The following is a 26,461-nucleotide window of genomic DNA, read 5'->3' as shown; positions in this document are numbered from 1 at the left end:
TAAGGATGCGCTGGTAGTCCACCGACAACACCGACCAGGCCAGCCCCTCACGCCACATCGGAACCTGCGACTTCGTCTTCACTGCCTCCGGCACCTGCGGCGTCTTTCCGGTCTGCTCCTCGGCGGCCGACGCGGCCCCCTCGGCCCGGGCGGGGTCCTGCCCGCTCTCGTCCACGGGGGCCAGCACCTCGCCGACCCGCGAGCAGGCGATGGCCCACTCCTTCCATTCCCGTTCGGCCACGGCCAACTCGGCCTGGACACGGTCGGCTTCCTCCCGCAGCTCGTCCACACGACGGCGAGCACCCAGCTCACGCTGTTCCAACAGCCCAACCACCGACGGCATCCACGACCTCCCGGACAGCTACAGCACGACAGGCCACAACTCCCACGGGATCGCCGATCCTATGCCCGACCAGCGGAAACGCAGTCCTCAAGTCCGGAAAGACAACAGCTTCTGAGACGCTGAGGCCCCGCTACATGGTTGTCAGGCACATCAAACACCGGCGCTTTGGCTGACTTCGATCGTGCCGGAGGCCATACAGCGTCGCGACTGTGCACTCGACGCCCCTGATTCCGAACCGGTGCACCGCCGGAAGGAGCGGGACAACCTGCTTTGCGGCGATTCACCGTCCTCGTTGGAATGCGGCTTTTCCTGCGACAAGCGAATGGTCCGTCTCCCAGCTGTAATTCAAGGAAGACGGACCATTCTCGTAGATTCCTGCTGGCGCTAAGACGGGGTATCCAGGTAAATCGAGTGACTGCGCGACGTTGCGACTCCGGGCAGGTCATGCCCGGAGCCGGAGGTCAACACTCGCACTAGATAGGTACTCCGTTCCTTTGCAAGGGCGGCCCGGTTCTTAGCGACCCGAGCTGGCGTCGTGCGTCATGCTCATTCGTCGCTCAACTCGTCGCTTGCCTCGTCGTCGTCAACGTCCCAGCCGGAAAGCATGCGCTTCCTGATCAGGTCGACCTGCACTGTCAGAGCGCCGAGCAGCTCGTAGGGGTCGATCGGCTCCGTCGTCCTGAAAGACCAGGTGAAGTCGCCGTCCTCATCCTTGCACTTGATGAGGATGAAGGCCGAGACGGCCTCCCAGTCCTCCGGCAGGGGGTGTGCCCCCATGCCGGGGAGGACTTCCCCGAGGGGGACTCTTTCGCTTTCGCTCACTTCACTTCCTTCTCGATAACTATCTGACTGGCTACTTCTTGCGCTTGTTCGGGTTTCCCCGTCGCCTCCGGTCTCCCTTTTCCCCTCCCTGGTCGCGGCCGTTACGCTTTTCCCCTCTCTCATGGCGCCCCTTCCCGGATTTACCAGTGCTCTGCTTCTTGCGCCTGTGAGCCCGCAGCCCTCTTACCTTGTTGTAGAGCCCTCGCGCTTTGTTGTAGGCCCAGCGATGGGGGCGGAACACCTGTCGGTAGTACCAGCGAACTCCCCCCACGAACTTCCTCTTGAACTTGCTCCAGCTCCACTTGCCGTCGAGGTCGTAGCGGTTGAGCGGGTCGGCGTGGGCATACTCGTAGGCGTTGAGGTTGCCACCGTAGACGGGGTCGGTGGACAGGAATCGGCCAGTGGCGGGGTTGTACAGGCGGACGCCCATCAGGGTGAGGCCAGTCAGCGTCTCACTGGACCTCTGCTCGGCGCCGAGCCAGCCGTAGCGCACCGCGGACTGGCCGGTCCTCGGGTTGCCATACTCATCCGAGTCCAAGGCGACAGGGGCCTTGCTGCTGTCCAGGGGTAGCTGGAGAGCAACGTCGCTGTGGATATTGGTCAGTTGGAGCACGGTGTCGCCAGTCTTGCTCGTGGTGGCGGCGAGGTCGCCGGAGGCAGAGTCGACGTTCCGGGTGAGAGCGCCGGTGGCGATGTCTTCCACGATCCAGCGTGGGTTGTCGCCGTCGCTGTCGTAGTGGTTGAGCTTCGACGCGGTCTGCGTCCAAGTGGTGCCGCTGCCGGTTTCGACCGTCCAGGAGCGGAAGCGCATGGCGGCATCGAGCTGCCAGGTCTGGCGCTTGCCATTCACCGTCTGCTGGTGGGCCAGATCGTTGGCGTAGTAGCCGATCGTGGCGCTGGGCAGCGCCGTAGTACGGCCGAAGGCGTCGTAAGTGTAGCCGGCGTCGACGATGCGGTCGGCGCTGTCGTACGTGGAGTTGGTTGTGGTTCCGCCCGTGGTGGGGCAGTCAGCGCCGGGGGTGCCGGTTGCGGTGGTCAGGGATGTGCGGTTCGTGCGCGCATCGAAGCCGTACGTCCGTCGTGTGCAGATCGTGTCGGACGTGTCCTCGACGGTCGTCAGGCGGCCTGTGGCGTCGTAGCCGTAGGTCTGGCCGGACCAGCCGGCGTGACGAACGACCTGGCCGTGGATGGACTCGGCCGTGGTGTCGGAATAGACGAGCGTGCCGTCACTGTCACGCGTGTAGGTACGGGCGATTGCGGATCCAGTGGTGTCCTCGTCCTGGGTGAGGGTGTAGCCGCCGGGGAGTTTCTCCGTCCTGACCGAGCCGTCAGCGTCGTACGTGGCCTGGAATGTGCCGGCGACCGAGTCGGTGGTGGAGGTGGTCAGGCCGCGCGGTTCGACTGTGTGGTCGTAGGTGTAAGTGACTGTCGACGGGGCGGTATCGGTGACCTTGACCAGGCGGTTCAGCAGGTCGTACTCGGTCGTGGTCGTGCCGCCGTCGGCGTCGGCGTAGGAGATCTGGCGGCCGAGCTTGTCATATGCCTCGGTGATCGTGCCGCCGGTCGGAGAGACCGACTTGACGGGCCTGCCCGTGGCGGGGTCGTACTCGGTGGTCGTCTCAGGGACCGCCTGGCCCACGCCGCCGCTGACGCTGACCTTGACGGGACGGCCCGCGTTGTCGTGCGTCGTGGTGGTCGTGCGCGTCACGCCATTCGCGACATCGGTGACCTTTGCCTCGTTGCCCCACCAGTCGTACTCGATGGTGGTCGTAGGCAGCGCGGTTGGGTTGGAGCCGCCGCCGGTGATCGCGCCACCCGCGGTTGTTGAGCAGACCAGGTCAGCCCACTCAGGGCGGCCGGCACAGGCGCCGGTGCCGAATGCGGACCAGTACGTGGTCACACGGGTTGCCGCGTCGGTACCGGTGGCGCCGGGCAGCAGCTGCTTGGTCACGCGGCCCTGGGCGTCGTACTCAGTCGTCTCCGTGATCGCCAGGCCGCCGGGATCCTTGATCGTCTTGGTCGGCAAGCCCTTCGCCCAGTCGTACACGGTCTGGACGGCTCGGGCTTCGCCCTGAATGGACGGGTGCTCGCGTACCTGGGCGCCGGTGGTGGTCTTGGTGATCTGGTCCTTGATCTTGGCGGTACCGTCGGTCGGTCGGTCGGCGTCGTACTCGTTGACTGTCCAGGTGCGGGCGGTGACGGAAGTGCCGGAGGGCACGAGAGTGGTGGTGCCTTGCTTCAGATCGGCCGTCAGATCGATACGGCGCAGCGGACCGTACTCCTCCAGCTCGCGCGTGCCGGTCTCGTTGTAGACCGACTTGGTCGCAAGCACGTCGGCGCGCTCCGCGTTGGTGAGCTGGGCGATGCCGAGGCCGGCTTGGGTTGCCTTGTCGGCTGTGGCCACGCCGAGGGCTACCTCCCGGTTGGCTGCCGTCAGTTCGCGGACCGTGTTGCCGAAGCGGTCGTACTCGGTCGTAGTGATGTGCCCGCCGGGCGTGGCGGTGTTGACTTCACGGCCCGAGACGCCGAGGTAGTGGACTTCAGCCCTCTTGTACTCGGCAGACGTCAGCGAGCCGCCCGCGTTCGACGAGGGCACGGAGTCCGCCGGGAAGACGGCTGTGGCGTCAATGGGGGCGTCGAGCTGGCCCCACATCTTCACATCCGTCGAGCCCATAGCGTACGGGGCGGTGGTGCCGGTCAGCGGGACGTCATAGACCACGCTGGTCGCAGCGGTGCCTTCCTCCACATCGGCGGTGCCCTGCTTCAAGCCGGAGCGCGATGCCTTGAGCAGCATGCCGTCACCGGCGGTGGCGGCGTTGCCCGCCTTGCCGTAAGTGAAGGTCCAGGGCAGCTCGCCGGGCGGGGTGAGCTTGGTGACGCGGCCCGCGCTGTCATAGTCGTACTCTGTTTTCAAAGCTGGGCTGATCTGCGGGTTCCATGCCTGGCGCAGACGGCCGCTGCCGTCGTACTGGTACATCTGGACCGACTTTGCGGTCGCCGAGGCCGCGCCCGGATCGGTAGACCACAGGCGGATCTCCTTCACCTGGCCGCTCACGTCGCCGAAGGTGCTGTCGGTGGCGGTAGTTGAGGCCGCGTAAACGTACTCCAGCACACGGCAGCCCTTGGTGGACGGATCCGTCGTGCACGCTGAGGCCGTCGCCGCCGAGGTCGGGGCGATGACCTGCTTCGGGCGAGCGAGCTTCTTGCTGTCCACCGTGATGGTCTCGGAGACCACGGTCGTCGTGGAGTTGGCTAGGCCATCCAGCAGCGTGCTGGAGACCTGCCAGGTGGTCGCGGCGGCATCGGGCTTGGTGAACTCGGTGAGGGTGCCCTCGGTGTCGGTGAGCGTGAAGCTGCCGCTCACACTGCCCTTCAGGGTCAGGTCCTCCGCGCCCGGCTCCGGGATCCATGCGGTTTTGGCCGTGTTGGCAGTGAAGTGCGTCTCCTCACCCTCCGCGCCGACGACGGCGACCGCGGTGTCGGAGATCCGGCGCAGGTGACTGTATTCGGACTCGGCAAGCTCCGCAGCGGTGCCGGAGACCCACTCCTTGCCGAAGATCGCGGCCTGGCCCTCCTGCTTGGCACCCTTGTCCGGGACGCGCGAGGACGCCGTACGGGACACCGACAAGTCGAAGCCCGAAGCGTCGGTTGCGGAGAGGGCGAAGTCACCGGTAAGCAAGTTCACACTGCCCGGTCCGACCTCGGAGGCGGCGGCACCGTCCGCGTTTCGGTCAACGACGACCGTCAGCGGCTCCGTGCTACCCGAGGCACTGTTGGGGCCGGTGAAGTCGGCTTTGATCTGGACCGATCCGTCGGGGTTGACGGTGTCCGTGGTGTTCCACACCAGCTGCGCGTTCTTGCCGTTCGTCAGTGGAACCGGCCAGGCCGTGAGCGCACTGCCGCCGGAGGTGACGGCACCGGCTGGGATCGGAGTCCAGCTGTCGGCCTCGGAGCGGCGCCAGGAGAAGGACACGCTGTCGTACGTGCCTGCGTCGGCCTCGGCTACCAACGGCAGGCGGCGTGCGGTGCGTTCGCCCGCGTCAGGCTGGACGAAGCCGCCAGGGCCGGCGTGGAAGGTGTATGCGATGGCGTCGGACTTATTGTCCGCCTTGTCCACGGACCGCACCTGGAGCGTGTGGGTGCCGTTCTTCGGCGGGGTGATGCTGATCGCCTTGTCGGCGCTGGCGCCGCCGGTGCCGACCTTGGTCCAGGTCACGCCGTCCAGCGTCCACTCCAGCCAGTTGTGGTCGGTGCCGGAGGGCGGCGTGACGGTGAACGTTCCCGCCTGGCCCGCGCCCTTGACCCAGGAGGCCGAGGGGTAGTCCGTGGAGACGATCTTCGTCGGGGCGGAGGGGGCGGTGGTGTCGACCGTGAAGGTCTTCCACGCCGACCAGCCGGTGTTGTAGTGCGTTCCGTCATAGGGCGAGGTGCGGAACTTGTACGTCTTGCCGTTGGTCAGCACCCCGGCGGGTACGGTCACCGAGGCGACTTGGCCCGAGGGCACGTACTTCGACACCAGCACATTGCCGACCTGGGTGTTGGTGGCGGAGTCGAAGATCTGGAAGGTGCCGTCGACCTTGTCGCCGTCGGCATCGACGAACGTGTCCCGCAGCGTCGGCGTGGTGGTGTTCACCATGTAGGCGCCGCCGTAGGAGAAGTACGGCGGGCCGGCCTCCTGCTTCGTGCCCGTGCGCGGACGGTAGTTGTAGTTCACCACCAGCTTCGGCGGGTTGGATGCCGCGTTCGCGGAGTTGACGCGCTTCCATTGCGCCACGACCGTCTCGTCCGAGGCACGGATGCCCATGTGGCCGCGCGTGGCCTTCGCGGAGGCCCACTCCTGCACCAGGGTGGTGACGTCGGCGTTGATCCAGCCGTCGGGCTGTGTGGAGCAGCCGGGGTTGCCGGCGGTCTCGGTGGAGGTGGCCTTCTTCGTCGTCATCGTCGGACGGTTCGTCCACCGGCTGGAGGTGGATGCCGCGCCGGAGGACCACACCTCCCACGGGTGGAACTTGCAGTCGGTGTTAGCCGAGTGGAAGTTCCACAGCGATAGCTTCGCGTCCAGGACGAGCGCGTCTTGCACGGGTGTGGTGTTCCACGAGACGAACGACTGGGCCGTGCGGGGGGTGCCGTCCGCGTTCGTCGTGCCCGGGTTGCCGAAGTCCAGCTCGGTGTCGGCGGACCAGTCGACAGTTTCCCCCTGCTGCACATAGGTGTCGAAGACGTTCGACAGGGAGGAGGTGGACGGGTCCACGGTGACCGGGTACTGGGTGTCCGGGTCGGCGAGGAACTCGGCGTCCGGGGTCACCACCAGGGCGATGGAGTTGCCCTTCTGCACCACCTTCAGGCCCACCTTGGCCCGCCGGGTGTGCTCACCGGAGCGCTCGTCGACAGTGGCGTCCCACATGACTGGCGCGGGCATGACAGCCCGTTTGTTGTTCTTGCCGTCGGTGAACAGCACACTGCCATCGGCCTGCTGGGTCGCCTTGAGCCCCTTGGCCTTCAGCGGCAGCGTGTAGGAGTAGCTGCCCTCGGCGCCCGCCACGGGGCGCTGCTTGATCTCCACGTACTGCTCGAAGCCGGTCCTGGTGGCCTCCACCACCACATCTGCACCGGGCACGGCGTTGACGTAATTCGCCCGCGTGCCCTCCAGCTTCGGCTGCGGCAGCCCGCCCTTCCACTGCAGGGTGATCTGCTCATCGCCCTCCCCGAGCGTGACCAGATCGGTTGCTGTGGCTTCACGCGCTGCCTGAAGCGACTTCGCCGGAGTGCCGGTCCGGCCTGCCAGTCGCAGCCCCTCCGGGTGCGCCTTCGGCTCGACTCCGCCATCCACCTCCCGCAGCTCAACATCGATATCGCGCCATACGTCAGTGGCCTCGTCCTTGAACCGGACGGGGCCTGCGTTGAGTTCCGTGGTAAGTGAACCATCCGGGTTCACCCACGTCGTGGAGGTCTCAGTGCGCTCGGACAGTGCCTCCACCCGCTTGCCGGATAACCGGGCAGCGACCTTCGCTGACGGGATGTCCGCCGCCTCGGCCACAGTCTTCGCTTTCGGCTGCGGGGCCGCGTCCCGCGGCCCTGTGGGGACCGCAGTTGCGACGCCCTCCAATAACGTCACTGACATCAGCGCCGCAAGCCCGGCCGCTATCCAGCGCAGGCTGCGGCTCCCCTCACGCCAGATCCACCCTCTCTCCTCGGGAGAGGGCATTTCTTCCATAGATCTCACGAATCTCATCCCTGTCGGCTCGCTGTAGAGAAGCAGTGATCGATTCGCAAGGCTAGTACGGGGTGCAACGGGACCAAGTTCAATAAGCAGGGGTAAAAGCTCACTGCATCCTCAGCTCTCATACGTAACTTTGATCACATGGCGTAGTGTCATCAATACGGAGAGAGGTATTCCGGTAGCCGCTGCATCCTGAGAGGTCCCGCTCGTGGGAGCGGCGGCGCTATCAGCCCTTGGTTGTCTCGTGCACCGTCGGCGTAGGCCAGGCGGCGAACGCGAACCGGGCCGGGCTTGCGTCGTGCTTGCCCATGCGGCAGTCGTCGCCGGACTTCCCGAGGGCGTTGTTCATGCGGGTGACGAAACGGTCGTACTGCTCGTGCCAGACGATCATCGACCCGCCGTCGTTGCAGGCGTCGAGCCGGACGAACGCGAACGCCGCGATCTCGTACGGAAGGTGATCGTGCTCCTTCCAGCACGGTGGGATGACGTGCTGCGGCTGCCAGGCGTACGTCTGGTTCAGCCAGCGGCACACCTCGTCGAGCCAGTCGTGCAGCCGCGCGAGCAACTCGGCGGACAGGGCGCCGATGTCCCACGGCGGTGGGCCGTCCAACTCCTCCGCGCTCTGAGCCGCGATGTAGTTCGTGATCAGGCCCAGCGGCTCAGGGAACGGGGCCATTCGAGCGAAGACGTTCGTGCTGGTCACGCTGCCGCCCGCTGGCTCGCCCACGCTGCGGCGTGCGCTTCGGACTGGTATCTCTTGGCCGTCAGTTGCCGAAGCCTCTCGGCTTCGTTCGCCTGGCGCAGCTCGCGCACGTGGCCCTGGATCGTGTCCCAGGAGCCCCAGGTCCACATGCCGTCGGGTCGCGTAATGACCGGGGGCAGGTTGTCCGCCAGGACAAGCGCCTGGCCTTCAGGCAGGCCCTTGATCTCGTCACTGCGCAGGACCGCCTCAAGAGCAACCTGCGTTGCCGTTGATTCGCCTCCGCGGTCGCCGCTGGTGGTGGTGCGCGTCGTGCGTACGCGCTCGACCTGCCCGCAGAGTTCGGACATGTCCTTGAGGAAGGCCGGGTCCTTGACCCCTCCGAAGACGATGACGTGGTTGGTGAAACTGGCCAGCTCGTTGGCAGTCTCGGTGTGAGAGGGCGGTATGTGACGTAGTGCCGTGTTTGTTGTCGCTGGAACGTGTGGCACAGGCGTATCGGGGCTGATCGGGGAGTCCTGCCGTGCTGGAGTGTTCCTCGTGAGCGACCGCCAGCCCTACAAGAGTGACTTGTCCGACGAGCTGCTGAGTCTCACTTCGATGTCCGGTGAAATTCTCACCTTGATGTCCTGTGCCCCTCTTCTGCTGTAGCCCTTGTCACGTGCTGATTTGTAGGAGTCTCGTCAGAATCAAGGACGACGGTCGGTGAGAAACTGAGGTGACGTCACATGCGAAAGTGCAGGACACTGAAGTGAGAATTCCGATAGCGAGTACCGTCTGACCTGCAGGTTCTTCTGGGTTGGGGGTGCGTGGGACTGGGGCCCATCGTTGGCAGTCGTCCCTGCGTGTGCAGGGCAGGAGTGGAAGTTCGACTCTCCCGACGTGGACACGAACGAGTAATAGTCCCTGCGTTCCTTGCCGCCTCTCGATATGTCCGGCAGTGGCACAGCCTTGTAGGGGGTACAGTTCACGCGCCTTCGAAGCCGCTGAAGTCCCTCACCCCCCGGGCCATTCGATCCAGGGAAAGTTCGGCACGGGCGGCTGTCTCTCCGGCCCTGTCCCCGAGCTGGTGGAAAAGGTCAGCAGCTGCCCTGAAAGAGTCCAGCATGCCTGCCCGATCTTCTCCGTTCTTCTGGGCCAGGCCCTGCAGGCTCAGTGTCGTCGCCTGGCCGGCCTGGTCCCCCAGGTCCACGAAGACGGTCAGTGCCGAGGCATGGGCCTGTAGTGCTTCCTGTGTCTGTCTCTGGGTCAAGAGGGCCGACCCCAGACCGTTCAGCGCGTTTGCAGTGCCGCGTGCGTCGCCCACGTTGCTGTAGCCGTCGAGGGCGCGTTCCAGCGCCAGCTGTGCCTCCTCCGGCCGCCCGCTGGTGTTGAGGGCGAGACCCGCGTTGAGCCAGGCACCCGCCTCAGCGTGGACGTCTCCGAGTTCGCCGTAGAGTGCGGCTGCGGCCCGATGCGCGGTGACCGCCTTCGCCGGCTCCCGCATCTCCCGATGGCACGAACCCACATTGTTGAGTACTTGGGCGAAGCGGACCACGCCTCGCTCGGGGTTGTGCAGGTCGGCCCAGGCTTTGAGGGCGAACGGCAGGACTTCGTGGGCGAGTTGGGCGTGCCCAGCGGGTGTGTCCAGGCCACGCAGGCGCGGCACGTGGTGGCGGGCCAGGGTGCGGTCGGCCGAGTAGCAGTAGTGGGTCACGGTACGCAGCGCGGCGTGAGAGAGCGCTCGGGGGCTGATCTCGTGATCACCGATGCGGACCGGTCGGGTGATGCCGAGTGCCTGGCCTGCCTTCCAGGCCGGCTGACGGGGGCTGTTGAGCCGGTTTGTGTACCGGTGACCGAGGGCGGCGTAGGCCGTGGCGTGGGCGGTCTTGCACAGCATCGTGCGCGGGAAGCGGGTAGCGGCATCCCGCGCGATGTCCTTGTTGAAGGCGAGGTAGCGGCCGCGGCGGCGGGTGCTGGCAGCGAGCAGGCCGAGCGTGCTGGTCTTCCCCGTCCCGGCGCCTGCCTGCAGGACGAGATGGTGACCGGCCCGGAAGGCATCGACAGCGTGGGCCTGTTCGTCGGTGGGCATGTGCAACAAGGGCTCCGCGAAAGAGAAAAGAAGGACCGAAGAAGGAACGGGCGCTTGCGACCGCCCGCGTCGGGGAGTTGCGCGGAAGACACGCCGTTACGGGTTGCCGGTGTGTGGTGGTGCTGACGGCTGCGCGCACAGTTGGCCACGCCGACCAGGACTTCCTCGGGCGTGTGGTCGGCGAGCAGGCCCTCGAGCCGGTCCTCCAGACGGCGGGCCCGTTTCTGCTTCTCCCGGGCGAGCGCCGCGATGATGCGCTGGCAGAGTACGTGCTGGGGACGCCCTCCCAGGACCCGCTGCGTCCCGGCGCAGGGCCCTGTCGACGGTGCGGCCGGGCGCGACGCTGAGCAGGACCCGGCCGTGCCGGCTGGGGTTGTGAGTGGTCAGGACGTCGATCGGCAAGCGCGCCCAGCCGGCGCCGCAGCACGTGCAGAACTCCGCCCGGGCTGTTCGCGCGCTGCGCCGCCATCGGCCGGCTTCGGTCAGCGCTCGCGGCCAGCCAGATGGTGCGCCAGGCGTGCCGGAGCTCGCCCTGGGTGGCGGGCCTGGGCCGGGTGATCTCGACGTCATGGAAGGGCGTCATGGGCGGACTGGCTCGTGTGCCCTGCCGGTGGAGCCTGGGCGTCGGGTGCGGGTGGGCAGGCGGTTGTGGATGTGCTCGTGGTGGGTCAGGGGGTCGAAGGGCTCCCAGTCGGCCACTGCCAGGTCGGCGGCCGTGGGGATGGCGGCGTGCCGCGGGCAGCGCTGGGCGCGCCAGCGCAGCTGCTCGCCGTCGCGTCATGCCCAGGAGTGACGGACGTCCTTCTGGCCGCCTCCGGTGCGCCACACTGGAAGGAGGCGGCCGACGCCGTCGCCCAACCCTCCCTGACCGCCGCCAAGTTGCGGGAGATCACTGGTGTACTCGCCTCCCCCTGACCCGGACACCGAGCGCCGCATGCGCGCCCACCATGCCCGAGCCGCCAAGGCCCTGGACGTACGAGTCGAGCCGGGCGGGGAGTTCTGGGGTTGGGCCGGACGCACCCTGGGTGCCCCGGCCCGCACCGCCTCCGGGCAATCAGCGTGGCTGCGGCTGGTGTCGGCTCCGGAGGACAAGGCGTCGGGGAAGCTGTGGGACGGCGCCCTAGACGCGCAGCACGCCTTCGGCGACCTCGACGGGCACCGGCCTGCACTGCTGGCCGTGCACGACGCCATCGAGGACGGCATCGCCTACCGGGCGGAGCTGTCGGCCCGCGTCGATGAGCCGGTCCTGTCCGGCGACCCGATCCTGCGCCAGGACCTGGACCTGCCCGACTCCTGGTGGGAAGCGCTCGCCGGGACGCTGGAGAAGCTCTCGGCTGCCAGCACCGACCGCGTCGCCGTGCGCGAGCAGTACATGAACCGCGCCATCCCCGAGTTCGTGGGCATCCCGGCTCCGGCCGTGACCTGCTGGACCACAGCTCACGCCGACCTGCACTGGGCGAACCTCACCGCCTCACCCCTGCGGCTGCTCGACTGGGAAGGATGGGGCCAAGCCCCCCAGGGCTTCGACTGCGCCACTCTCTACGCCTACACACTCCTCCAGCCGAACGTCGCCGCTCGCGTCCGCGCCGCCTTCCCTATCCTGGGCAGCCCGGTCGGCCTCGCCGCCGAAGCGACCGTGTGCGCCCAGCTGCTCCAGACCGTGTCCCGGGGCGACAATCTGGTCCTCGAGGACCGGCTCCGGGACTGGTCCGAGGAACTCCGCCGGCGCTGACTGGTGCGACCCGTGCAGGCACTGCAGCCGGTCTGGCGAGCAGCCGGGGAGGGCGGGCCTCGCACGTTACCGGAAGCCCGTTCACGCGCACGCGAGGTTGTCGGGGATGTTGGTCATGCCGCGTTGGGTGATCACGTAGATTCCTGGTGCGGTTTGGACGGAGTCGAGCTTGAGCAGTTCGATCTCAGTCTCGGGGTAGTTCATGGCGGGCCCCTTCCTGGCGTGGTTCTTCCTGCTCTGTGTGGGGACGAGACCTTCCAGTGCGGTGGAAGGTCAAGGGCTGGCCTGGAGGTATGCGCATTGGTGTCCTCGCCGCCGTCAGCGGGGTGACGGCGAAGACCCCTCCGGTTCTACGAGCAGGCCGGGCTGCTGCCCGCCCCGCCCCGTACCGCGGGCGGCTATCGCGACTATCCGCAGGAGACGGTGCAGCGGCTGGCGTTCGTCCGTGACGCCCGGGGCGCGGGGCTGAGCCTGGCCGAGATCCGCTCCGTGCTCGCTCTGCGTGATGCCGGCGCCTCTCCCTGCGCCCATGTCACGGCGCTCGTCGAGGCGCATCTTCAGGACATCGACCGGCGTCTGGCCGAGCTGCGCGCCACCAGGGCGGTGCTGCGGGGGCTGGCGGAGCGGGCCGCCGCGACCGATCCGGCCGACTGCACCGACGTCGAGGTGTGCCGGATCCTCGCCAGGGCGGGCGGCGCGGTTGGTGAGCGTCCTCACTGAACCGTCGGGCAGGGCCCGCCTAGCGTGAGGGCTCCCGGGACGTACCGGTCCCCGTTCAGGTAGAGGAGCAAGGTCATGCTGCGTGCGGTGTGGAACGGAACGGTGATCGCGGAGGCTCCGCGCACGGTGATCGTCGAGGGCAACCACTACTTCCCGCCCGAGTCGCTGCACCGGCAGTACCTCACGCCGAGCAGGACCAGGTCGCTGTGCTTCTGGAAAGGAGTGGCCCGCTACTACAGCCTTGAGGTCGACGGGCTGACGAATCCGAATGCCGCCTGGTACTACCCCAAGCCCAGCCCCCTGGCCCGGAAGATCAAGGACCATGTCGCGTTCTGGCAGGGCGTACGAGTCGAGGGCACGCCGGAGGCGTCGGCAGACGGCGGGCAGTGACCGAGGCGGGTCAGCGGCGGGCCAGGTGCCGGAGGGCGATGACGGCCTGCAGGGCGGCGGCCGGGCGCAGCAGGACGGGTCGGGGTCGCTCGGGCATGGTGCCGCGGCGCAGGGCGAGGCCGGTGACGGTGACGACGGGCAGCGCCCAGGCGGCGATGGCCGCCGTCCGTACGGCGGGGTTGGGTTCGTGGCGCAGGGTGAGCCACGTCCAGAACGCGGCGTCGGCGAAGGTGTCGGCGTAGTCGCCGAAGGGGGAGGTCGTGCCCTGATGACGGGCCAGGCGCCCGTCGGCGATATCAAGGCCGACCGCCAGGACGCCCGAGGCGCGGCCGGTTCCGCCGGGCAGGGCGGGAAGGTTGGCGCGCAGCAGCGTCAGGACGTCTGCCGCGGTCAGGCGGGTGCGGTGCTCCAGCAGCCCCAGGTGCGAGGCGGCGAGGACCCAGCTGGCGGCCACCCAGCGCCGCCCGGGCCGCCTGCCCCGCGCCAGCCGGTACAGGACGCCGTGCAGGGCGGTGAGCTCGGCCAATGCTCGGGGGCGGCGGACGGCCTGGAGCAGCGACCGGTGTGCGGCCTGGCCGAGGAAGCGCACGACGGCTTGCGGGACGAGGCGGTCTTCTCGCAGCTCGGCCAGCAGCGCGTTCGTCGCGGCGCGGCTGTCGGCCATCGCGGATACGGGCTCCATGCTTCTGGGTCCTCCACCACTCGGGGGTGGCGCTCAGGGTAGGGGCCGACGCGCCGGGAGGAAGGTGAGCGCGCTCACTGATCGGCGGACATGCCCGGCCTAGCGTCGTACGTGAGACAGGGACGGACGCGTGGAGAGGTCGGGCCAATGGCATGGATCGGTGCCCTGGGGGCGGTGACCGTGGCCGGCGTGGGCGCGGCGGCCGGGTATGTGGGGCTGGTGACCGGGGCACTGCCGCTGGATGTGGGGGTCGGGCGGCGCACGCGGCCGTTGGGGCCGCAGACCGTTGACATCGCGGCGCTGCGTGAGGTGGTGTTCGACGTCATCGCCCAGCCGTATCTGGGGCGGGCCACCCGAGCGATGCGCGAGAAGGTCACGGTGCTGGAACAGGGCAGCGACATGGTGCTCGCCGCCCATCGCACCCCGGTCGCGGGCGGGCGGCTGACGGCGACGACGGTGGAGACGGTGCGGTTCACCCGGCCGGAGCGGGTCGACTTCCGCCTGGTGCGCGGGCCCGTCCCGGCGGTCACCGAATCGTTCACCCTCACCGAGCACGAGTCCGGTACGCGGCTGGTCTATGAGGGCGAGCTCGCCACGGATCTGTGGCGAGCCGGGCAGTGGTGGGGCGGCCTGGTCGCCCCCCGGTGGGAAGCGACCGTCGCGGCCTCCCTGGCCGCGGCCCGGCAAGAGGCGGAGCGGCGCTCTGGTCTGAGGTGAGCGGCTCGCCGGTACCCCACGGCGGCCCGACGGACGCGGTGGAGTGCGGGCGGAGTGTCTGTTCGCACGGAGAGGGAAGGGCGGCGATGAGACATGGTGGCGCGGCCGAGCGGACTCGCCCGGCGGGCCGGGAGACAGCAGGAGCTGAGGCCGGCGCCTGAGGCGCCGGCCGCCTCCCGCGGCGCCCGGGGCCCGGTGCGGGTGCGTGATCGAGTGGGCGACTGGCTGACCAGGGCACTCACGCGGGCGGTGTTCTGCTGGCTGCCTCCTCCTCACCGTTGACCGGCCGGGTGCGGGGTCGGCCGCCCCGCTGTGGTGCGTCCGTGCCCCCGGGCGGTCAGTCGCCATGGCCGAGGTCGGCGAGGGCGTCTTCCACGGCGCGGTGGAAGGTGGGGTAGGCGAACATCATGTGCCGCAGCCGGTCGACCGGGATCTCCATCTGGATGGCCACGGCCAGGCCGTAGAGGACCTCACCCCCTGCCGGGCCGGCGGAGGTTGCCCCGATCAGGACGCCGCGGTCGGCGTCCTCGACAAGTTTGATCAGACCGTCGTTGCCGGCCTTGTGGATCCAGCCCCGTGCGGACGAGGGCACGCGCGCGGTGCCAGTGTGTACTCGCAGGCCCTGCTCGCGGGCGGCGTGTTCGGTCAGCCCGACGGAGCCGACTTCGGGGTCGGTGAAGGTGACCCTGGGCAGCGCCCGGTAGTCCGCGTCCGGTCCGGGCCGGCCGAGGATGTCGCGTACGGCGATCTCGGCCTGGTACATCGCGACATGCGTGAACAGGCCCCGTCCGGTGATGTCACCGACGCCCCAGACCCCTGGTGCGGCCCGCATCTGCCCGTCCACGGCCAGAGCGCGGGCCTGGGGGTCGAGCCCGACGCTCTCCAAGCCGAGCCCGGCCAGATGCGGCCGGCGCCCGGTGGCCACCAGCAGGTGCTGCCCGGTGATCTCCTGCCCGCCCTCCAGGGTGAGCCGGAAGGCGTCGTCCGCGTGCTGGACGCCGGTGGCGCGGGCTGCGGTGCGTACGGTGATGCCCTCCTCTTCCAGCACGTCGGCCAGCAGGGCACCGACGGCGGGTTCTTCTCCGGGGAGCAGCCGCTCCATGGCTTCGACGATGGTGACCGCGGCACCGAAGCGGGAGAACGCCTGCGCCAGCTCCACGCCGACGGCGCCGCCGCCGAGCACGAGCAGCGAGGCCGGGCGCTCCTTGACCGAGACCGCCTGCCGGTTGGTCCAGTACGGCGTGGCCTCCAGGCCGGGGACGGGTGGGACCTGCGGACGGCTGCCGGTGGCCAGCACCACCGCGCGCCGGACATGAAATGTCTGTCCGTCAGCCTCCACGCGGCCGGGGCCGGCCAGGCGGGCCTGGCTGCGGACGAAGTGGCCGCCCTTGTGGGTGAACCGGTCGACGGCCACCTGGTCGTTCCAGTCGTCGGTGGCCTCCTCGCGGATCCGCTCCGCGACCGGCGCGAAGCTGGCGGCTACCTGGACGTCTCCGGCCATGCCGGGCACGCGCCGGGCCTCGGCGAGCAGGTTGCCGGCGCGGATCATCATCTTGCTCGGGATGCACGCCCAGTACGGGCACTCCCCGCCGACCAGCTCTGCTTCCACCCCGACTACGTCCAGCCCTTCCTTGGCCAGACGCTCGGCGGCGTGCTCACCGCCGACCCCCATTCCGATCACCACGGCATCGACTTCGTGCGGTACGTGCGCCATGGGGGACCTCCTTGAACAACCGTGCCCGACGGTCACGGTCCTTGCGTATCGGGGACAGCGGGGGGTGTGGGCGCCGCCACGTCGCCGGTGCGCCTCGCGCGCGCGGTGCGGGCGGCCTGGGAGGTGCCCCAGACCAGCGTGGCGGCCAGCATCAACAGGGTGAGCGGGTAGAACATCGAGCGCAGGGGGATGAGGACCGGCAGGAGGGCGGCGGCGGTACTCGCACCGAGCACCAGCACGAAGGCCGGTACGCAGCAGGCGAAGCCGAGCAGGAACGCCGGAAGCACGGCGAGGAGCCGGGCGTAGCGGGTGCGACGGCAGGAGGCGGCCTGCCGGGCGGCGTGGGCGGTGACGGCGATGTTGCATCCCACCAGGGCGGCCACAACCGCGCCGAGCAGCAGGTTGACCGGGCTGATGAAGACCGCGAGGTGGCTGGTGGGGTGCCAGGCGAGGACCGGCTCGAACAGGTACGGCGCTCGCGCCGTGAACAGCTGATCCGGCGCGGCCCGCACGAGTGGGGCTCCGGTGAACCGGCCCGAGCCCGATACGGCGAGGTCGCCGATGGAGAACAGGTAGACCACCAGGGTGAGGGTCGCGGCGATCAGTGCGGCCCTGCGGTAGCGGCGAATGGCGAGGGCGGCACGCACCCGCCGGGGCGTGGCAGCCATCGCGGCAACGGCGGTGTCCCAGGCACCGCCCGCTGCGGCGAGTGCGATCAGCAGCCTGCTCATGTCCGCACCTGGGCATTGGGGTAGAAGGAGTACCAGGCGAACCACATGGCGTCGAGGAAGTCCGCCGGCACCCACCGGTCCCCGTCGCGCTGCAGGACGCGGGCCGTGCCCAGCTTCTCGTCCCAGCGGGCCTCCACCTGCGTGCCGCCGACGTCCGCGCGCACGATGCGGTTCGCCCTCACAAGGTCCTTGTCGATGGCCAGGCGCCCGCCACCGACCCGTACGCCGATGACCACGTGCTTGTCGTCGAAGCGGTCACTCGTGGCGAGAACGGGGAAGAGCAGGCCGCCCTTGACGTAGTAGCCACTACGACCCGGGTAGGAGCCGTAGGGGTCGCTGCCGTAGCTGCGCAGCGCGCCGGTGTCGGTGGACAGCACCTCGGTGTCGGGGTGGGCGGTGCGCCACTGTTTCCACGTGGTCCACACCAGCGGGACGGTGTCCAGCTTCGTGCCCTTGAGCGGTCCGCTGACCGCGGTGCCGAGCAGCTGGGGCCACTCGGACCCGGTCTGCCGGTCGTACATCAGCAGGTTGGAGTTGACCAGGCGACCGGTGGTGCCGAACGTCAGGCCCTGGACGCCGGGCGGGGCGGAGAATCCGATGACCGTGCCGGTCAGTGGGCAGTAGGTGACCGCGAGCGGCTCGCCGGCCACGGTGTCGTTGACGATCTCGTGCCACACCAGGACCAGCTGCGGGTACGCCCTCACCTCGCCGCGATACTCAAGACCGAAGACCGGATCGTCGTCGTCGAGGAAGCCGGCCCTGTTCGCCGGGACGAAGCGGGGCTTGTCGATAGAGGGGATGCCGTCCTTGCCCGGCCCGCCGGACACGGCGGCATCGGCGAGCGCCTCCAGCGACAGGTCCTGGCCCGGCTGCACGGCCGTCACCGGGTCCGGGCGGTCGGCGAGGGTCTGCCAGCCGATCACGCCCCCGCCCACGAGCAGGACGACGACTCCCCCGATCACGCCCGCGCCCTTGAGTACCTGCCGGCGCGGTGGGCGGGGGGACTGCTGACCGTTCACCTGGCACCTCCCGATCCCCCGGGATGCGGGCCCGCGCGGCGGCGAACACCGCCTTCGTCCTTCGATCGTGCCGGGAGCGGGAGTGGTGGTTCGGTGAGCGCGCTTACAGTTCTCGCCGCGGCTGGGAGCCTACGGTCGGATCATGGTGCTGAGGATCGTGCTCGGAACGGTGTACACGGCGATGGGCGTCGCCCAGCTCGCCTCCTTCGGGCACATGCCGCGGATTCTGTCCGCGTACGGGCTGGTGACCGGCGGCGCCACGACCGTACTGGCCGTGGCGCTGATCGCCGGGGAGCTGGTGTGCGGGATCTGGTTCCTGGCCCGCCCCCGCTCCAAGGCCCTGGCACCGGTGTGGGTGTACACGGCCGTCTCGGTGGTGTGGACGGTGCTGGCCGTGCAGGCGTACGCGCGGGGCCTGACGGTGGCCAACTGCGGCTGCTTCGGGATCTACCTCACGCAGCGGCTGAGCTGGTTCGTCCTGCTCCAGGACGCCCTGACCCTCTTCTATGCCGCCCTGCTGTTCCGCTCCGCCCGCACCACGCCCGCCCCCTCGCCAGCAGACCGATTGGAGGGGAGGGACCGTGCCGGCATCCCGTGAACATGCGGGTCTCGGTGTGGCGGCCGTGGGCGCCGCACTGCTGATGGTGGTGTGCTGCGCGGGCCCCCTGCTCCTGGCCGGCGGAGCACTCGGCGCGGTCGGCGGGATTCTGGCCAACGGGTGGCTGATCACCGTCGGCGCGGTCGTCCTCCTGGCCGGCACGGGCTACGCGCTGCGGTGCCGGATCCGTCGCCGCCGGGCGCCGGGCCGGATGACTGCTGCCCGACCGTCCCGGCCCCACCCGAGCCGCAGGCGGGCGAGACACCTGATCGTGACGACACCCGGTAAGTGAAGTCAGGCCCATTCATGGAGGAGTTCCGCGTGACCCAGGCACCCGCGCCCCGGCGCAAGACCGACCGCGACGAGGTGTTCGTGGAGTTCACCAAGTCCATCTGCCCCCTGTGCAAGACACCCGTCGACGCGCAGGTCAACATCCGCAACGACAAGGTCTATCTGCGCAAACGCTGCGGTGAGCACGGCGAGTTCGAGGCCCTGGTCTACGGGGACGCCGAGGAGTACCTGTCCTCGGCCCGGTTCAACAAGCCCGGCACGATTCCACTCGTCTTCCAGACCGAGGTGAAGGACGGCTGCCCCTCCGACTGCGGGCTGTGCCCGGAGCACAAGCAGCACGCCTGTCTGGGCATCATCGAGGTCAACACCGGCTGCAACCTGGACTGCCCGATCTGCTTCGCCGACTCCGGCCACCAGCCGGATGGCTACTCCATCACCCACGAGCAGTGCGAGCGGATGCTCGACGCCTTCGTGGCCTCGGAGGGGGAGGCGGAGGTGGTGATGTTCTCCGGTGGCGAGCCCACCATCCACAAGCACATCCTCGACTTCATCGACCTCGCCCAGACCCGCCCGATCAGGAACGTCAACCTCAACACCAACGGCATCCGCCTGGCCACCGACAAGAACTTCGTCGCCGAACTCGGCAAACGCAACCAGGTGCCGGGCAGGTCGGTGAACATCTACCTGCAGTTCGACGGCTTCGACGAGCGCACGCACCTGGAGATCCGGGGCCGTGACCTGCGCACGTTCAAACAGCGGGCACTCGACAACTGCGCCGAGGAAGGGCTGACCGTCACCCTCGTCGCGGCCATCGAGCGCGGGCTGAACGAGCACGAGCTCGGGGCGATCATCGAGTACGGCATCGACCACCCCGCGGTCCGCTCGGTGGCGTTCCAGCCGGTCACCCACTCGGGCCGGCACGTGGAGTTCGACCCGCTGAACCGGCTCACCAACCCCGACGTCATCCGCCTCATCAACGAACAACGCCCGGAATGGTTCACCAAGGGCGACTTCTTCCCCGTCCCGTGCTGCTTCCCCACCTGCCGTTCCATCACCTACCTGCTGGTGGACGGCGAACCGGGCAACCGCACCGTCGTCCCCATCCCGCGGCTGCTGAACGTCGAGGACTACCTGGACTACGTCACCAACCGGGTCATGCCCGACGCCGGGATCCGCGAGGCCCTGGAGAAACTGTGGTCGGCCTCCGCGTTCATGGGCACCGCCACGACCGAGGAGAAGCTGCGGGCTACCGCCGAGGCACTGGACTGCGCGGATGCCTGCGGTATCGACCTGCCGGAAGCGGTGAAGGACCTGAATGACAAGGCGTTCATGGTTGTCGTGCAGGACTTCCAGGACCCGTACACCCTCAACGTCAAGCAGCTGATGAAGTGCTGCGTCGAGGAGATCACCCCCGACGGGCGCCTCATCCCGTTCTGCGCGTACAACTCCGTCGGCTACCGCGAACAGGTCCGCGCGCAGATGTCCGGTGTCCCCGTCGCCCCGGTCGCGCCCAACGCGCTGCCGCTCGCCGGCCGTCTGACGGCGACACCGTACGGCTCGAAGACCGCCAGCAGCTCGGACGAGGAAGGGAAGCTCTCGTCATGAACCAGCCCAGCGGCGAGGAGCTGAAGGCGTGCTGCGCCGCGGCCTACTCCTCCGACATCGTCGCCCTGCTCCTCGGCGAGTCCTACCACCCTGGCGGCACCGCCCTGACCCGCCGCCTCGCCGACGGCCTCGGCCTGACCCCGGGTGCGCGGGTCCTCGACGTCGCCTCGGGGCGCGGCACCACCGCCCTGCTGCTGGCCGACGCGTACGGCATTGAGGTCGACGGGGTGGACTACGCACCGGCGAACACCGCCCTGGCCCAGGGTGCCGCCCAGGCCGCCGGCCTCGCAGATCGGGTGCGGTTCACCACCGGAGACGCCGAACACCTGCCGTATCCGGAGGGTGTCTTCGACGCCGTGGTGTGCGAGTGCGCCCTGTGCACCTTCCCGGACAAGGCGCGCGCGGCGGCCGAGTTCGCCCGTGTCCTTCGCCCGGGCGGGCGCCTCGGCATCACCGACGTCACCATCGATCCCACCCGGCTGCCGGCCGAGCTCACCGGCCTCGGCGCCCGGATCGCCTGCATCGCCGATGCCCGGCCGCTCCAGGACTACACCGAGATCCTGGCTGGCGCGGGCCTGCGCACGCTGCGTACCGAGCGCCACGACCAGGCGATGCTGCGGATGATCGACCAGATTGAGGCGAGGCTGAACCTGCTGCGCATGACCGCCCCGGCCCGCCTCACCGATGCCGGCGTCGACCTCGACGCCGCCCCCGCCGTCCTGGAAGCCGCCCGGGCCGCGGTCACCGACGGCGTCCTCGGCTACGCGCTGCTCATCGCCGAACGCACGCCCCAGTAGGGGGCCGGGAGGGGAGGGGCCTGCCGCCGACGGGGGTCACTTGGGCGGCAGGCTCGCCGCGAAGGCGTGCCCCTGGTCGATCCAGTCGGCCAGGGCCTGGTCCTCGGACACGGCGGAGGAGGCCACGACGACCCAGCCGCGCATCGGGCGCCCGGTGAAGTCGAAAGGCCGCGTCCCGGGCCGTGCCAGGGCCGCCTCGGTGGCGTCGGGGCCGACCCGGACCATGAGCTCGTCCCCGATCACGCCCACGGCCATGTTGCCCTCGTACAGGAACGCCAGCCCGCCGAACATCCGCTTCTGCGTGATGCCCGGATCCGCACCAAGCCGGGCCCGGATGCGTTCCGCCAGTCCTTCGTCGAACGCCATGACCGTCCTCACCCTCCCCTGCGGCTGCTCACCTGGCGCTCCAGATCCTGGAGGTCCTTGACCAGCGACGAGCGCACCTTGCGCCCCATCATCGGCCCGGCCAGCCGGTAGAGGCCGGAGGCGTCGCCGCGCACCCGGATCCGCGCGAGCGTGCCGCCGTCCGGGAGCACCTCGAAGGTGTAGGTGACGTGCATCGGCAGCGGGCCGGCGACCGAGACCATGTCCAGCAATCGCGGCGGCTCATGGGCGGCGACCTGCAGGACGTAGTCGATCCGCTTGCCGAGGAAGTACGCGGTCCGCGTCACCTCGGCCCCGACCCCGAAGCCGCCCGCATCCGCCTGCCGCGTCAGCTGCGCCGTGCGGATGCCCTGGGTCCACTCGGCGTCGTGGCGCCAGTCCATCGCGTACGCCGCCACCTGCTCACACGGCAGCGGGATCACCCGCTCCACGCTCTCGTCGATAGCCATCCGCTGCTCTCTTCCCCGGCGTCAGTTCCATGGACCCACCCGAGGCGGCCAGTGGCAAGCGGACGCCGCACGGGACTACCGGCGCGTAGGTAAGGGCGGTCACATACCTGCCCCCACCAGCCGATCTAGCGTCAGCGACGAAAGCAGGAGAACCACCCGACGAATGGGACGATCACCATGACCACAGCAGCACACCTCTCCTCCAAGACCGCTGCGATCCCGGTGCACGCCGTTTGGGGCGCTGCGGCCGGCGTCATCGGCGGCGTCGGCATGGGCATCTGGATGTCGGTCTCCCGGCCCGTCATGGACACCGCGATGATCACGATGGTGGCCGGGCTGCTGGGCTCCACCAACGCCTTCGCCGGCTGGCTGATCCACCTTTCCATCGCGCTCTTCGCCGGTACCACCTTCGGCATCGTGCTCGGCCCCCTCGCGCAGCGCCTCGCACCCGCCCTCGTCCTCGGCCTGGCCTACGGCGCGGTGTGGTGGACCATCGGCGCGCTGTGGATCATGCCCGCCAACATGGGCATGCCGGTCTTCGAATGGAACGACGTCACCTCCTCCAGCCTCGGCGCCCACCTCGTCTTCGGCCTGCTCGCCGGCGCCACGTTCGCGGGCATCGCCCAGGCAATGGGCAAGCGCACCGGCCCGGCCCGATGAGCAGCGAGGTTCCCGCGTCAAGCCCCGGCCCCGCGCTTCCTCCGCCGGGCACGGCGCTGCGCCGCATAGGCCCGGTGGACGGCGCGGTGCCCTACTGTCTGGCCAGCAGCGCCGAGGCGCTGGCCAGCCCGGCGTGGGGTGCCGCACCACCACCGTGGGCCCCTGGACGACGCGAGGAGACGCACACCATGACCGACGCCGCAGCAGGCCACGAGGAAGCGGAGCGGACCTGGTGCCTGGCCGAGGTCGATATCTTCTGCGACCTGTCCGAGCAGGAGATGGAGGCCATCGCCGCCGCGGCGCCGATGAAGACCTACCACGGCGGTGAGATCCTCTACTCGCCCACCCAGCCCTCGGAGGTGCTGTTCATCCTCAAGAAGGGCCGGGTCCGGGTCTTCAGGGTCTCCGCCGACGGCCGCGCGCTGACCACCGCGATCATTTCCCCGGGCACCATCTTCGGCGAGATGGTCCTGCTCGGACAGCACATGTACGACAACTACGCCGAAGCCCTCGACGACACCGTCGTGTGCGTGATGAGCCGTACGGACGTGAACCGGCTGCTGCTGGCCGACGCGCGGATCGCCGCCCGGATCACCGCGATCCTCGGCCGTCGCCTGGCCGACCTCGAACAGCGCCTGTCCGACAGCGTGTTCAAAACCGTCGCCCAACGTGTCGCCACCACGCTGACCACCCTGACCAGCGCCCAGCCCCCGGCAGGCCCCCTGCGCCCCGTCGGACGCCACCCGCAGATCGCCCTCACCCACGAACAGCTCGCCGCCCTCGCCGGCACTTCCCGCGAAACCTGCACCAAGGTCCTGCGCGACTACGCCGACCACGGCCTGCTCCGCCTGGCCCGCGGACGCATCACCGTCCTCGACCCCGCACGGCTCAAGGACGCCGCCGGCTGACGTCACCCATCCGTAAGGCTCCCACCCACTGCCCGCTCGAGCCGCCACGAACTACGCTCGCCAGCAGTCTCGACCCTTCAGGAGTTCTCCTTGCGTGCCCGTATCCTCCTCCCGGCCGCCGTCGCTGCCGCCCTTCTCGCTTTGACCGCATGCGGCTCGGGCGACGGCTCCGCGTCCGCCGGCGACGCGGGCGCCTCCCCCTCGAAGGCGTCTTCCCCCGCGCAGTCGCCCGTCGGCTCCCCCGACAGCGGCAGCGGGTCACAGGGTGTGAAGGTCCCCGAGGCGCTGAACTTCTCCGCCACTACCGTGGACGGCAAGCCGTTCGACGCGAAGACTCTCGCGGGCAAGCCCACCGTGCTGTGGTTCTGGGCGCCCTGGTGCCCGACGTGCAAGGGACAGGCCGCCGAGACGGCCAAGGTCGCCGCCGCCTACGAGGGCAGGGCGAACGTCGTGGGCGTCGCGGGCCTGGACACGAACGGCGCCATGCGCGCTTTCGTCTCCGACACCGGCACCGGCTCCTTCCCCCATCTGTCCGACGAGAAGGGCGAGGTGTGGAAGCGGTTCGAGATCACCCAGCAGAGCTTCTACGTGATCCTCGACCAGACCGGAAAGACCGTCTACGAGGGCGTGCTCCCCGGCGGCAAGGGGCTGGCGGACAAGGTCGCCGCCCTCACCGGCTGAACGCGCCATGAGTGATCTGCCTCTCGCTCTCGCGCTCGGCGCCGGGATGCTCGCCGCCGTCAACCCGTGCGGTTTCGCCCTGCTGCCCGCCTACCTCTCGCTGCTCGTCCTGGGCGACGACAGCCCCAGCCGCACCGTCGCCGTCGGCCGGGCGCTCGCCGCCACCGCCGCGATGACCGTCGGCTTCGCCGCCTTCTTCGGCGTCTTCGGACTCGTCATCCAGCCCGTCGCCGGCCAGGTCCAGCAGCACCTGCCCTGGTTCACCATCGCCTTCGGCCTGCTCATCACCGCCGCCGGAGCATGGCTGCTCGCCGGCCGCCAACTGCCCGCCCTGGCCCCGAAACTCCGCCGCGCCCCCGCCGTCACGCGCTCCGTGCCCTCGATGGCGCTGTTCGGCATGGCGTATGCCACCGCCTCCCTCGGCTGCACCATCGCCCCGTTCCTCGCCATCGTGGTCTCCGCCTTCCGCAGCGGCTCCACCACTGAAGGCATCGCCCTGTTCACGGCCTACGCCGCCGGGATGGGCCTGATCGTCGGCGCCGCCTCCCTGACCGTCGCCCTCACCCGCACCACCGCCGTCACCCGGCTACGCCGCCTCGGTGCGATCGCCCCGCGGCTCGGCGGCGGTCTGCTCCTCCTGGTCGGCGCCTACGTCGCCTACTACGGCTGGTACGAAATCCGCGCCCTGCGCAACCCCACCACCACCGACCCCGTCATCGACACTGCGACCGGCATCCAGCGAGCCGTTGCCGACACCCTGGACACCGCCGGTCCAGCCGTGATCGCCGTACTCTTCGCGCTCCTTCTGCTCACCACACTTGTCTTCCGGCGCCGCAGGCGCACGAGCCGGCACACCGGCTTCCAGCCGTGATCAAGGGCTCCCGGACACGAAGGAGGATCGCCTCCGGCCTCCGGCAGCGCCCACCTCGCACCGGGGCGCTCGGGCGACTGCGCCGGTGGATGCGCCAGCGGTGACAGGTGAGATCTTCAGTTGTTGCAGACCCTGCGCTGGCGCGATGAGATCCGGGATCCGGGAGACCTCGCCCACCTGGTCCCCGCTGACCCGCTCAGCGACCGGGAGCGACGGCTGGCGGGAGTGCTGGTGCAGGAAATGATCGGCGTCGACGACAGCGTGGATGACGACCGGTATGCCCACCGAGGGCAAGCACGGCGATCCGAGGTGGCCGGCCTTCGCCCGCCGCTAGGGCTTCGACCCCCGCCGCCCGGTGCAGTGGGAGGTGGAGGCGCTGGAGCCGGCCGAACTCCGGCGCCTGGTCCTCGCCGCCGTCGACCCGTACATCGACCGTGACGTCCTCGCCCGGCAGGTCGCCCGCGAGGAAGAACAACGCCGCGCCCTGGCCGCCTTCCTGGACGGCTGGGACGCGGCGGGCGGGGGAGCACCCTCGTAGTGCTGTTCCGGCGCGGGGGCGCTCAGACGGTCGGCCGGGGCCACCGCGCCTCGCCACCGTCAGCCCGGCGGCGGAGGCCGGGACAGAAGTCGCCGGCGCCTCGGTGAGGTTCTCCCGGCCACCGAGCCCATCAGGGGAAGTGGGGTGGGTAACTTTGTCGCTGAGCGTCAAGCATATTGCCACACTCTGTTACTCGGTGGTGTACTTGGCCGCCTTGGATGATCTAGGGGGTGTGGGTGCGAGCCACATGGTCGTCAGCCAGTTGTGTGTCGCCTTACGGGTGCCTGACTCATCGGGGCGCCGATGTCTGCAGCGCCGGCTGACGGCGGACGCCGAAGTCGGCGCGGCTTCGCCTATCAAGACGCGGTGACGCTTCTGGACTGCCTGGACATGCATGAGGGCATGTGGACTCAGGTCTCTTGGGAGGACCTGGAAGACATCGTCTGTAGAAACGGTGACGCGCCCGCATACCGCCAGGTGAAGACCATCGAGGAAGCCGGTAAGCGGCACAGTGTCGCCAAAGTGTGTACACCGGACATTCCGAAGAAGCCAGAGACGAGCTACCTGGGAAAGCTGTTCCTCGGGAAACCCCTCCCAGTCGGGACTCGGTTCACCTTCATCGTCAACGAGAGTCCGCAGGCCGACTTCCATGCGTTCGTCGTCGATCGCGGACAGCAGCGTGGTCCTGTCCCGTCGCAGATTCGTGATGACATCATTGTTCGGCTCAAAGGCGTGGATCTTCCCGAAGGCCGCGACATCGGCTGGTGCGTCGACCGTCTAGTACTGCAGCCGCAGTTGCTGTGACGGTCGGTCTGGCT

General features: G+C 69.2%; 27 protein-coding genes and 2 pseudogenes. 15 read left to right on the top strand and 14 right to left on the bottom strand.

Translation table 11 applies throughout. The features are described from left to right. The 7 genes and pseudogenes from AC3ET3_RS34330 to AC3ET3_RS34300 all read right to left on the bottom strand — a co-directional run. Positions 1–343: pseudogene (locus AC3ET3_RS34330) on the bottom strand (hypothetical protein); the annotation flags it as partial. Between the two features lie 546 nt (positions 344–889). Next, a complete protein-coding gene (locus tag AC3ET3_RS34325; RefSeq protein WP_432158698.1) occupies positions 890–1,165 on the bottom strand; it encodes a hypothetical protein in 276 nt (91 codons plus the stop codon). Between the two features lie 31 nt (positions 1,166–1,196). Continuing rightward, complete coding sequence (locus AC3ET3_RS34320) at positions 1,197–7,286, bottom strand: DNRLRE domain-containing protein (RefSeq protein ID WP_432158710.1); 6,090 nt, start codon at positions 7,284–7,286, stop codon at positions 1,197–1,199. A gap of 325 nt (positions 7,287–7,611) precedes the next feature. Further along, a complete protein-coding gene (locus AC3ET3_RS34315) occupies positions 7,612–8,061 on the bottom strand; it encodes a hypothetical protein (RefSeq protein WP_435613556.1) in 450 nt (149 codons plus the stop codon). Between the two features lie 23 nt (positions 8,062–8,084). Then, positions 8,085–8,576 (bottom strand): TraM recognition domain-containing protein, encoded by a 492-nt coding sequence (locus AC3ET3_RS34310; RefSeq protein WP_432158700.1) that lies wholly within the window; start codon positions 8,574–8,576, stop codon positions 8,085–8,087. A gap of 476 nt (positions 8,577–9,052) precedes the next feature. Continuing rightward, positions 9,053–9,622, bottom strand: a complete 570-nt coding sequence (locus tag AC3ET3_RS34305) for a tetratricopeptide repeat protein (RefSeq protein ID WP_432158711.1) — start codon at positions 9,620–9,622, stop codon at positions 9,053–9,055. Continuing rightward, positions 9,611–10,162, bottom strand: a pseudogene (locus AC3ET3_RS34300) (DNA helicase); the annotation flags it as partial. The pseudogene AC3ET3_RS34300 and the gene AC3ET3_RS34305, both read right to left, overlap by 12 nt. Positions 10,163–10,945: 783 nt before the next feature. On the opposite strand from AC3ET3_RS34300, the gene AC3ET3_RS34295 reads away from it, so the two are divergent. Continuing rightward, entirely contained in the window at positions 10,946–11,071 is a 126-nt protein-coding gene (locus tag AC3ET3_RS34295; protein WP_432158701.1) for a hypothetical protein, read from the top strand. A 19-nt stretch (positions 11,072–11,090) separates the two neighbouring features. Beyond that, the gene (locus tag AC3ET3_RS34290; protein WP_435613555.1) at positions 11,091–11,888 is read left to right on the top strand and encodes a hypothetical protein; all 798 of its coding nucleotides are present in this window, start codon (positions 11,091–11,093) and stop codon (positions 11,886–11,888) included. Positions 11,889–11,969: 81 nt separating this feature from the next. On the opposite strand, the gene AC3ET3_RS34285 is transcribed toward AC3ET3_RS34290, so the two are convergent. Next, positions 11,970–12,092, bottom strand: a complete 123-nt coding sequence (locus AC3ET3_RS34285; RefSeq protein WP_384941262.1) for a hypothetical protein — start codon at positions 12,090–12,092, stop codon at positions 11,970–11,972. A 162-nt stretch (positions 12,093–12,254) separates the two neighbouring features. Here AC3ET3_RS34285 and AC3ET3_RS34280 point away from each other — a divergent pair, with 162 nt between their 5' ends. Continuing rightward, positions 12,255–12,608 carry a MerR family DNA-binding protein gene (locus tag AC3ET3_RS34280; RefSeq protein WP_384941321.1) on the top strand — a complete coding sequence of 118 codons (354 nt, stop codon included), beginning with the start codon at positions 12,255–12,257 and terminating at the stop codon, positions 12,606–12,608. A gap of 75 nt (positions 12,609–12,683) precedes the next feature. After that, positions 12,684–12,998, top strand: a complete 315-nt coding sequence (locus tag AC3ET3_RS34275; RefSeq protein ID WP_432158703.1) for a DUF427 domain-containing protein — start codon at positions 12,684–12,686, stop codon at positions 12,996–12,998. A gap of 10 nt (positions 12,999–13,008) precedes the next feature. Here AC3ET3_RS34275 and AC3ET3_RS34270 read toward each other — a convergent pair whose 3' ends face one another. Next, positions 13,009–13,680 (bottom strand): CDP-alcohol phosphatidyltransferase family protein, encoded by a 672-nt coding sequence (locus AC3ET3_RS34270; RefSeq protein ID WP_384941258.1) that lies wholly within the window; start codon positions 13,678–13,680, stop codon positions 13,009–13,011. Between the two features lie 147 nt (positions 13,681–13,827). Between AC3ET3_RS34270 and AC3ET3_RS34265 the strand changes: the two genes are divergently transcribed. Further along, positions 13,828–14,397: an SRPBCC family protein gene (locus AC3ET3_RS34265; RefSeq protein WP_435613554.1), complete on the top strand. Its 570-nt coding sequence runs from the start codon at positions 13,828–13,830 to the stop codon at positions 14,395–14,397. A gap of 337 nt (positions 14,398–14,734) precedes the next feature. On the opposite strand, the gene AC3ET3_RS34260 is transcribed toward AC3ET3_RS34265, so the two are convergent. Genes AC3ET3_RS34260 through AC3ET3_RS34250 form a run of 3 tightly spaced genes read right to left on the bottom strand, consistent with a single transcriptional unit; the run spans position 14,735 to position 17,861 of the window. Continuing rightward, positions 14,735–16,111, bottom strand: a complete 1,377-nt coding sequence (locus tag AC3ET3_RS34260; RefSeq protein WP_384941254.1) for a dihydrolipoyl dehydrogenase family protein — start codon at positions 16,109–16,111, stop codon at positions 14,735–14,737. Between the two features lie 32 nt (positions 16,112–16,143). Continuing rightward, positions 16,144–16,842 carry a hypothetical protein gene (locus AC3ET3_RS34255; RefSeq protein ID WP_384941252.1) on the bottom strand — a complete coding sequence of 233 codons (699 nt, stop codon included), beginning with the start codon at positions 16,840–16,842 and terminating at the stop codon, positions 16,144–16,146. After that, a complete protein-coding gene (locus AC3ET3_RS34250) occupies positions 16,839–17,861 on the bottom strand; it encodes a DUF3179 domain-containing protein (RefSeq protein WP_435613553.1) in 1,023 nt (340 codons plus the stop codon). The genes AC3ET3_RS34255 and AC3ET3_RS34250 overlap by 4 nt, the downstream gene beginning before the upstream one ends. Before the next feature lie 142 nt (positions 17,862–18,003). On the opposite strand from AC3ET3_RS34250, the gene AC3ET3_RS34245 reads away from it, so the two are divergent. The 4 genes from AC3ET3_RS34245 to AC3ET3_RS34230 are packed head-to-tail and all read left to right on the top strand — an operon-like array spanning position 18,004 to position 21,152. After that, on the top strand, positions 18,004–18,459 hold the full coding sequence (locus AC3ET3_RS34245; protein ID WP_435613552.1) for a MauE/DoxX family redox-associated membrane protein: 456 nt from the start codon (positions 18,004–18,006) through the stop codon (positions 18,457–18,459). Then, entirely contained in the window at positions 18,443–18,751 is a 309-nt protein-coding gene (locus AC3ET3_RS34240; protein WP_384941246.1) for a hypothetical protein, read from the top strand. The genes AC3ET3_RS34245 and AC3ET3_RS34240 overlap by 17 nt, the downstream gene beginning before the upstream one ends. 29 nt (positions 18,752–18,780) lie before the next feature. Next, positions 18,781–20,355, top strand: a complete 1,575-nt coding sequence (locus tag AC3ET3_RS34235; RefSeq protein WP_384941244.1) for a radical SAM protein — start codon at positions 18,781–18,783, stop codon at positions 20,353–20,355. Next, positions 20,352–21,152, top strand: a complete 801-nt coding sequence (locus AC3ET3_RS34230) for a class I SAM-dependent methyltransferase (protein WP_384941243.1) — start codon at positions 20,352–20,354, stop codon at positions 21,150–21,152. The genes AC3ET3_RS34235 and AC3ET3_RS34230 overlap by 4 nt, the downstream gene beginning before the upstream one ends. A 36-nt stretch (positions 21,153–21,188) precedes the next feature. Here the strand turns inward: AC3ET3_RS34230 and AC3ET3_RS34225 are convergent, their stop codons facing one another. Both AC3ET3_RS34225 and AC3ET3_RS34220 read right to left on the bottom strand, forming a co-directional pair. Next, positions 21,189–21,518 carry a TfoX/Sxy family protein gene (locus AC3ET3_RS34225; RefSeq protein WP_384941241.1) on the bottom strand — a complete coding sequence of 110 codons (330 nt, stop codon included), beginning with the start codon at positions 21,516–21,518 and terminating at the stop codon, positions 21,189–21,191. An 8-nt stretch (positions 21,519–21,526) separates the two neighbouring features. Continuing rightward, positions 21,527–21,985: an SRPBCC family protein gene (locus AC3ET3_RS34220; protein ID WP_384941239.1), complete on the bottom strand. Its 459-nt coding sequence runs from the start codon at positions 21,983–21,985 to the stop codon at positions 21,527–21,529. 177 nt (positions 21,986–22,162) lie between these two features. Between AC3ET3_RS34220 and AC3ET3_RS34215 the strand changes: the two genes are divergently transcribed. From AC3ET3_RS34215 to AC3ET3_RS34190, 6 genes are all read left to right on the top strand, one after another. Next, complete coding sequence (locus tag AC3ET3_RS34215; protein WP_432158705.1) at positions 22,163–22,645, top strand: hypothetical protein; 483 nt, start codon at positions 22,163–22,165, stop codon at positions 22,643–22,645. A gap of 188 nt (positions 22,646–22,833) precedes the next feature. After that, complete coding sequence (locus AC3ET3_RS34210) at positions 22,834–23,553, top strand: Crp/Fnr family transcriptional regulator (RefSeq protein ID WP_432158706.1); 720 nt, start codon at positions 22,834–22,836, stop codon at positions 23,551–23,553. Positions 23,554–23,643: 90 nt separating this feature from the next. Continuing rightward, positions 23,644–24,234, top strand: a complete 591-nt coding sequence (locus AC3ET3_RS34205) for a redoxin domain-containing protein (RefSeq protein ID WP_384941234.1) — start codon at positions 23,644–23,646, stop codon at positions 24,232–24,234. A gap of 7 nt (positions 24,235–24,241) precedes the next feature. Continuing rightward, positions 24,242–25,105, top strand: coding sequence for a cytochrome c biogenesis CcdA family protein (locus AC3ET3_RS34200; protein ID WP_384941232.1), 864 nt, complete (start codon positions 24,242–24,244; stop codon positions 25,103–25,105). 355 nt (positions 25,106–25,460) lie between these two features. Next, a complete protein-coding gene (locus tag AC3ET3_RS34195; RefSeq protein WP_384941230.1) occupies positions 25,461–25,643 on the top strand; it encodes a hypothetical protein in 183 nt (60 codons plus the stop codon). A gap of 303 nt (positions 25,644–25,946) precedes the next feature. After that, entirely contained in the window at positions 25,947–26,447 is a 501-nt protein-coding gene (locus AC3ET3_RS34190) for a dsDNA nuclease domain-containing protein (RefSeq protein ID WP_435613551.1), read from the top strand. The last annotated feature ends 14 nt before the right edge of the window (positions 26,448–26,461 follow it).

The sequence above is a fragment of the Streptomyces sp. bgisy159 genome (genome assembly GCF_057707805.1).
This window is presented reverse-complemented; position numbering and strand designations above follow the sequence as displayed.

Coding starts and splice junctions, on each gene's coding strand:
- AC3ET3_RS34270 (WP_384941258.1), bottom strand. CDS start 13,680: ATGGAGCCCGTATCCGCGATGGCCGACAGCCGCGCCGCGACGAACGCG.
- AC3ET3_RS34290 (WP_435613555.1), top strand. CDS start 11,091: ATGCGCGCCCACCATGCCCGAGCCGCCAAGGCCCTGGACGTACGAGTC.
- AC3ET3_RS34245 (WP_435613552.1), top strand. CDS start 18,004: ATGGTGCTGAGGATCGTGCTCGGAACGGTGTACACGGCGATGGGCGTC.
- AC3ET3_RS34200 (WP_384941232.1), top strand. CDS start 24,242: ATGAGTGATCTGCCTCTCGCTCTCGCGCTCGGCGCCGGGATGCTCGCC.
- AC3ET3_RS34315 (WP_435613556.1), bottom strand. CDS start 8,061: ATGGCCCCGTTCCCTGAGCCGCTGGGCCTGATCACGAACTACATCGCG.
- AC3ET3_RS34210 (WP_432158706.1), top strand. CDS start 22,834: ATGACCGACGCCGCAGCAGGCCACGAGGAAGCGGAGCGGACCTGGTGC.
- AC3ET3_RS34275 (WP_432158703.1), top strand. CDS start 12,684: ATGCTGCGTGCGGTGTGGAACGGAACGGTGATCGCGGAGGCTCCGCGC.
- AC3ET3_RS34230 (WP_384941243.1), top strand. CDS start 20,352: ATGAACCAGCCCAGCGGCGAGGAGCTGAAGGCGTGCTGCGCCGCGGCC.
- AC3ET3_RS34190 (WP_435613551.1), top strand. CDS start 25,947: ATGTCTGCAGCGCCGGCTGACGGCGGACGCCGAAGTCGGCGCGGCTTC.
- AC3ET3_RS34285 (WP_384941262.1), bottom strand. CDS start 12,092: ATGAACTACCCCGAGACTGAGATCGAACTGCTCAAGCTCGACTCCGTC.
- AC3ET3_RS34265 (WP_435613554.1), top strand. CDS start 13,828: ATGGCATGGATCGGTGCCCTGGGGGCGGTGACCGTGGCCGGCGTGGGC.
- AC3ET3_RS34225 (WP_384941241.1), bottom strand. CDS start 21,518: ATGGCGTTCGACGAAGGACTGGCGGAACGCATCCGGGCCCGGCTTGGT.
- AC3ET3_RS34220 (WP_384941239.1), bottom strand. CDS start 21,985: ATGGCTATCGACGAGAGCGTGGAGCGGGTGATCCCGCTGCCGTGTGAG.
- AC3ET3_RS34215 (WP_432158705.1), top strand. CDS start 22,163: ATGACCACAGCAGCACACCTCTCCTCCAAGACCGCTGCGATCCCGGTG.
- AC3ET3_RS34260 (WP_384941254.1), bottom strand. CDS start 16,111: ATGGCGCACGTACCGCACGAAGTCGATGCCGTGGTGATCGGAATGGGG.
- AC3ET3_RS34255 (WP_384941252.1), bottom strand. CDS start 16,842: ATGAGCAGGCTGCTGATCGCACTCGCCGCAGCGGGCGGTGCCTGGGAC.
- AC3ET3_RS34320 (WP_432158710.1), bottom strand. CDS start 7,286: ATGTCAGTGACGTTATTGGAGGGCGTCGCAACTGCGGTCCCCACAGGG.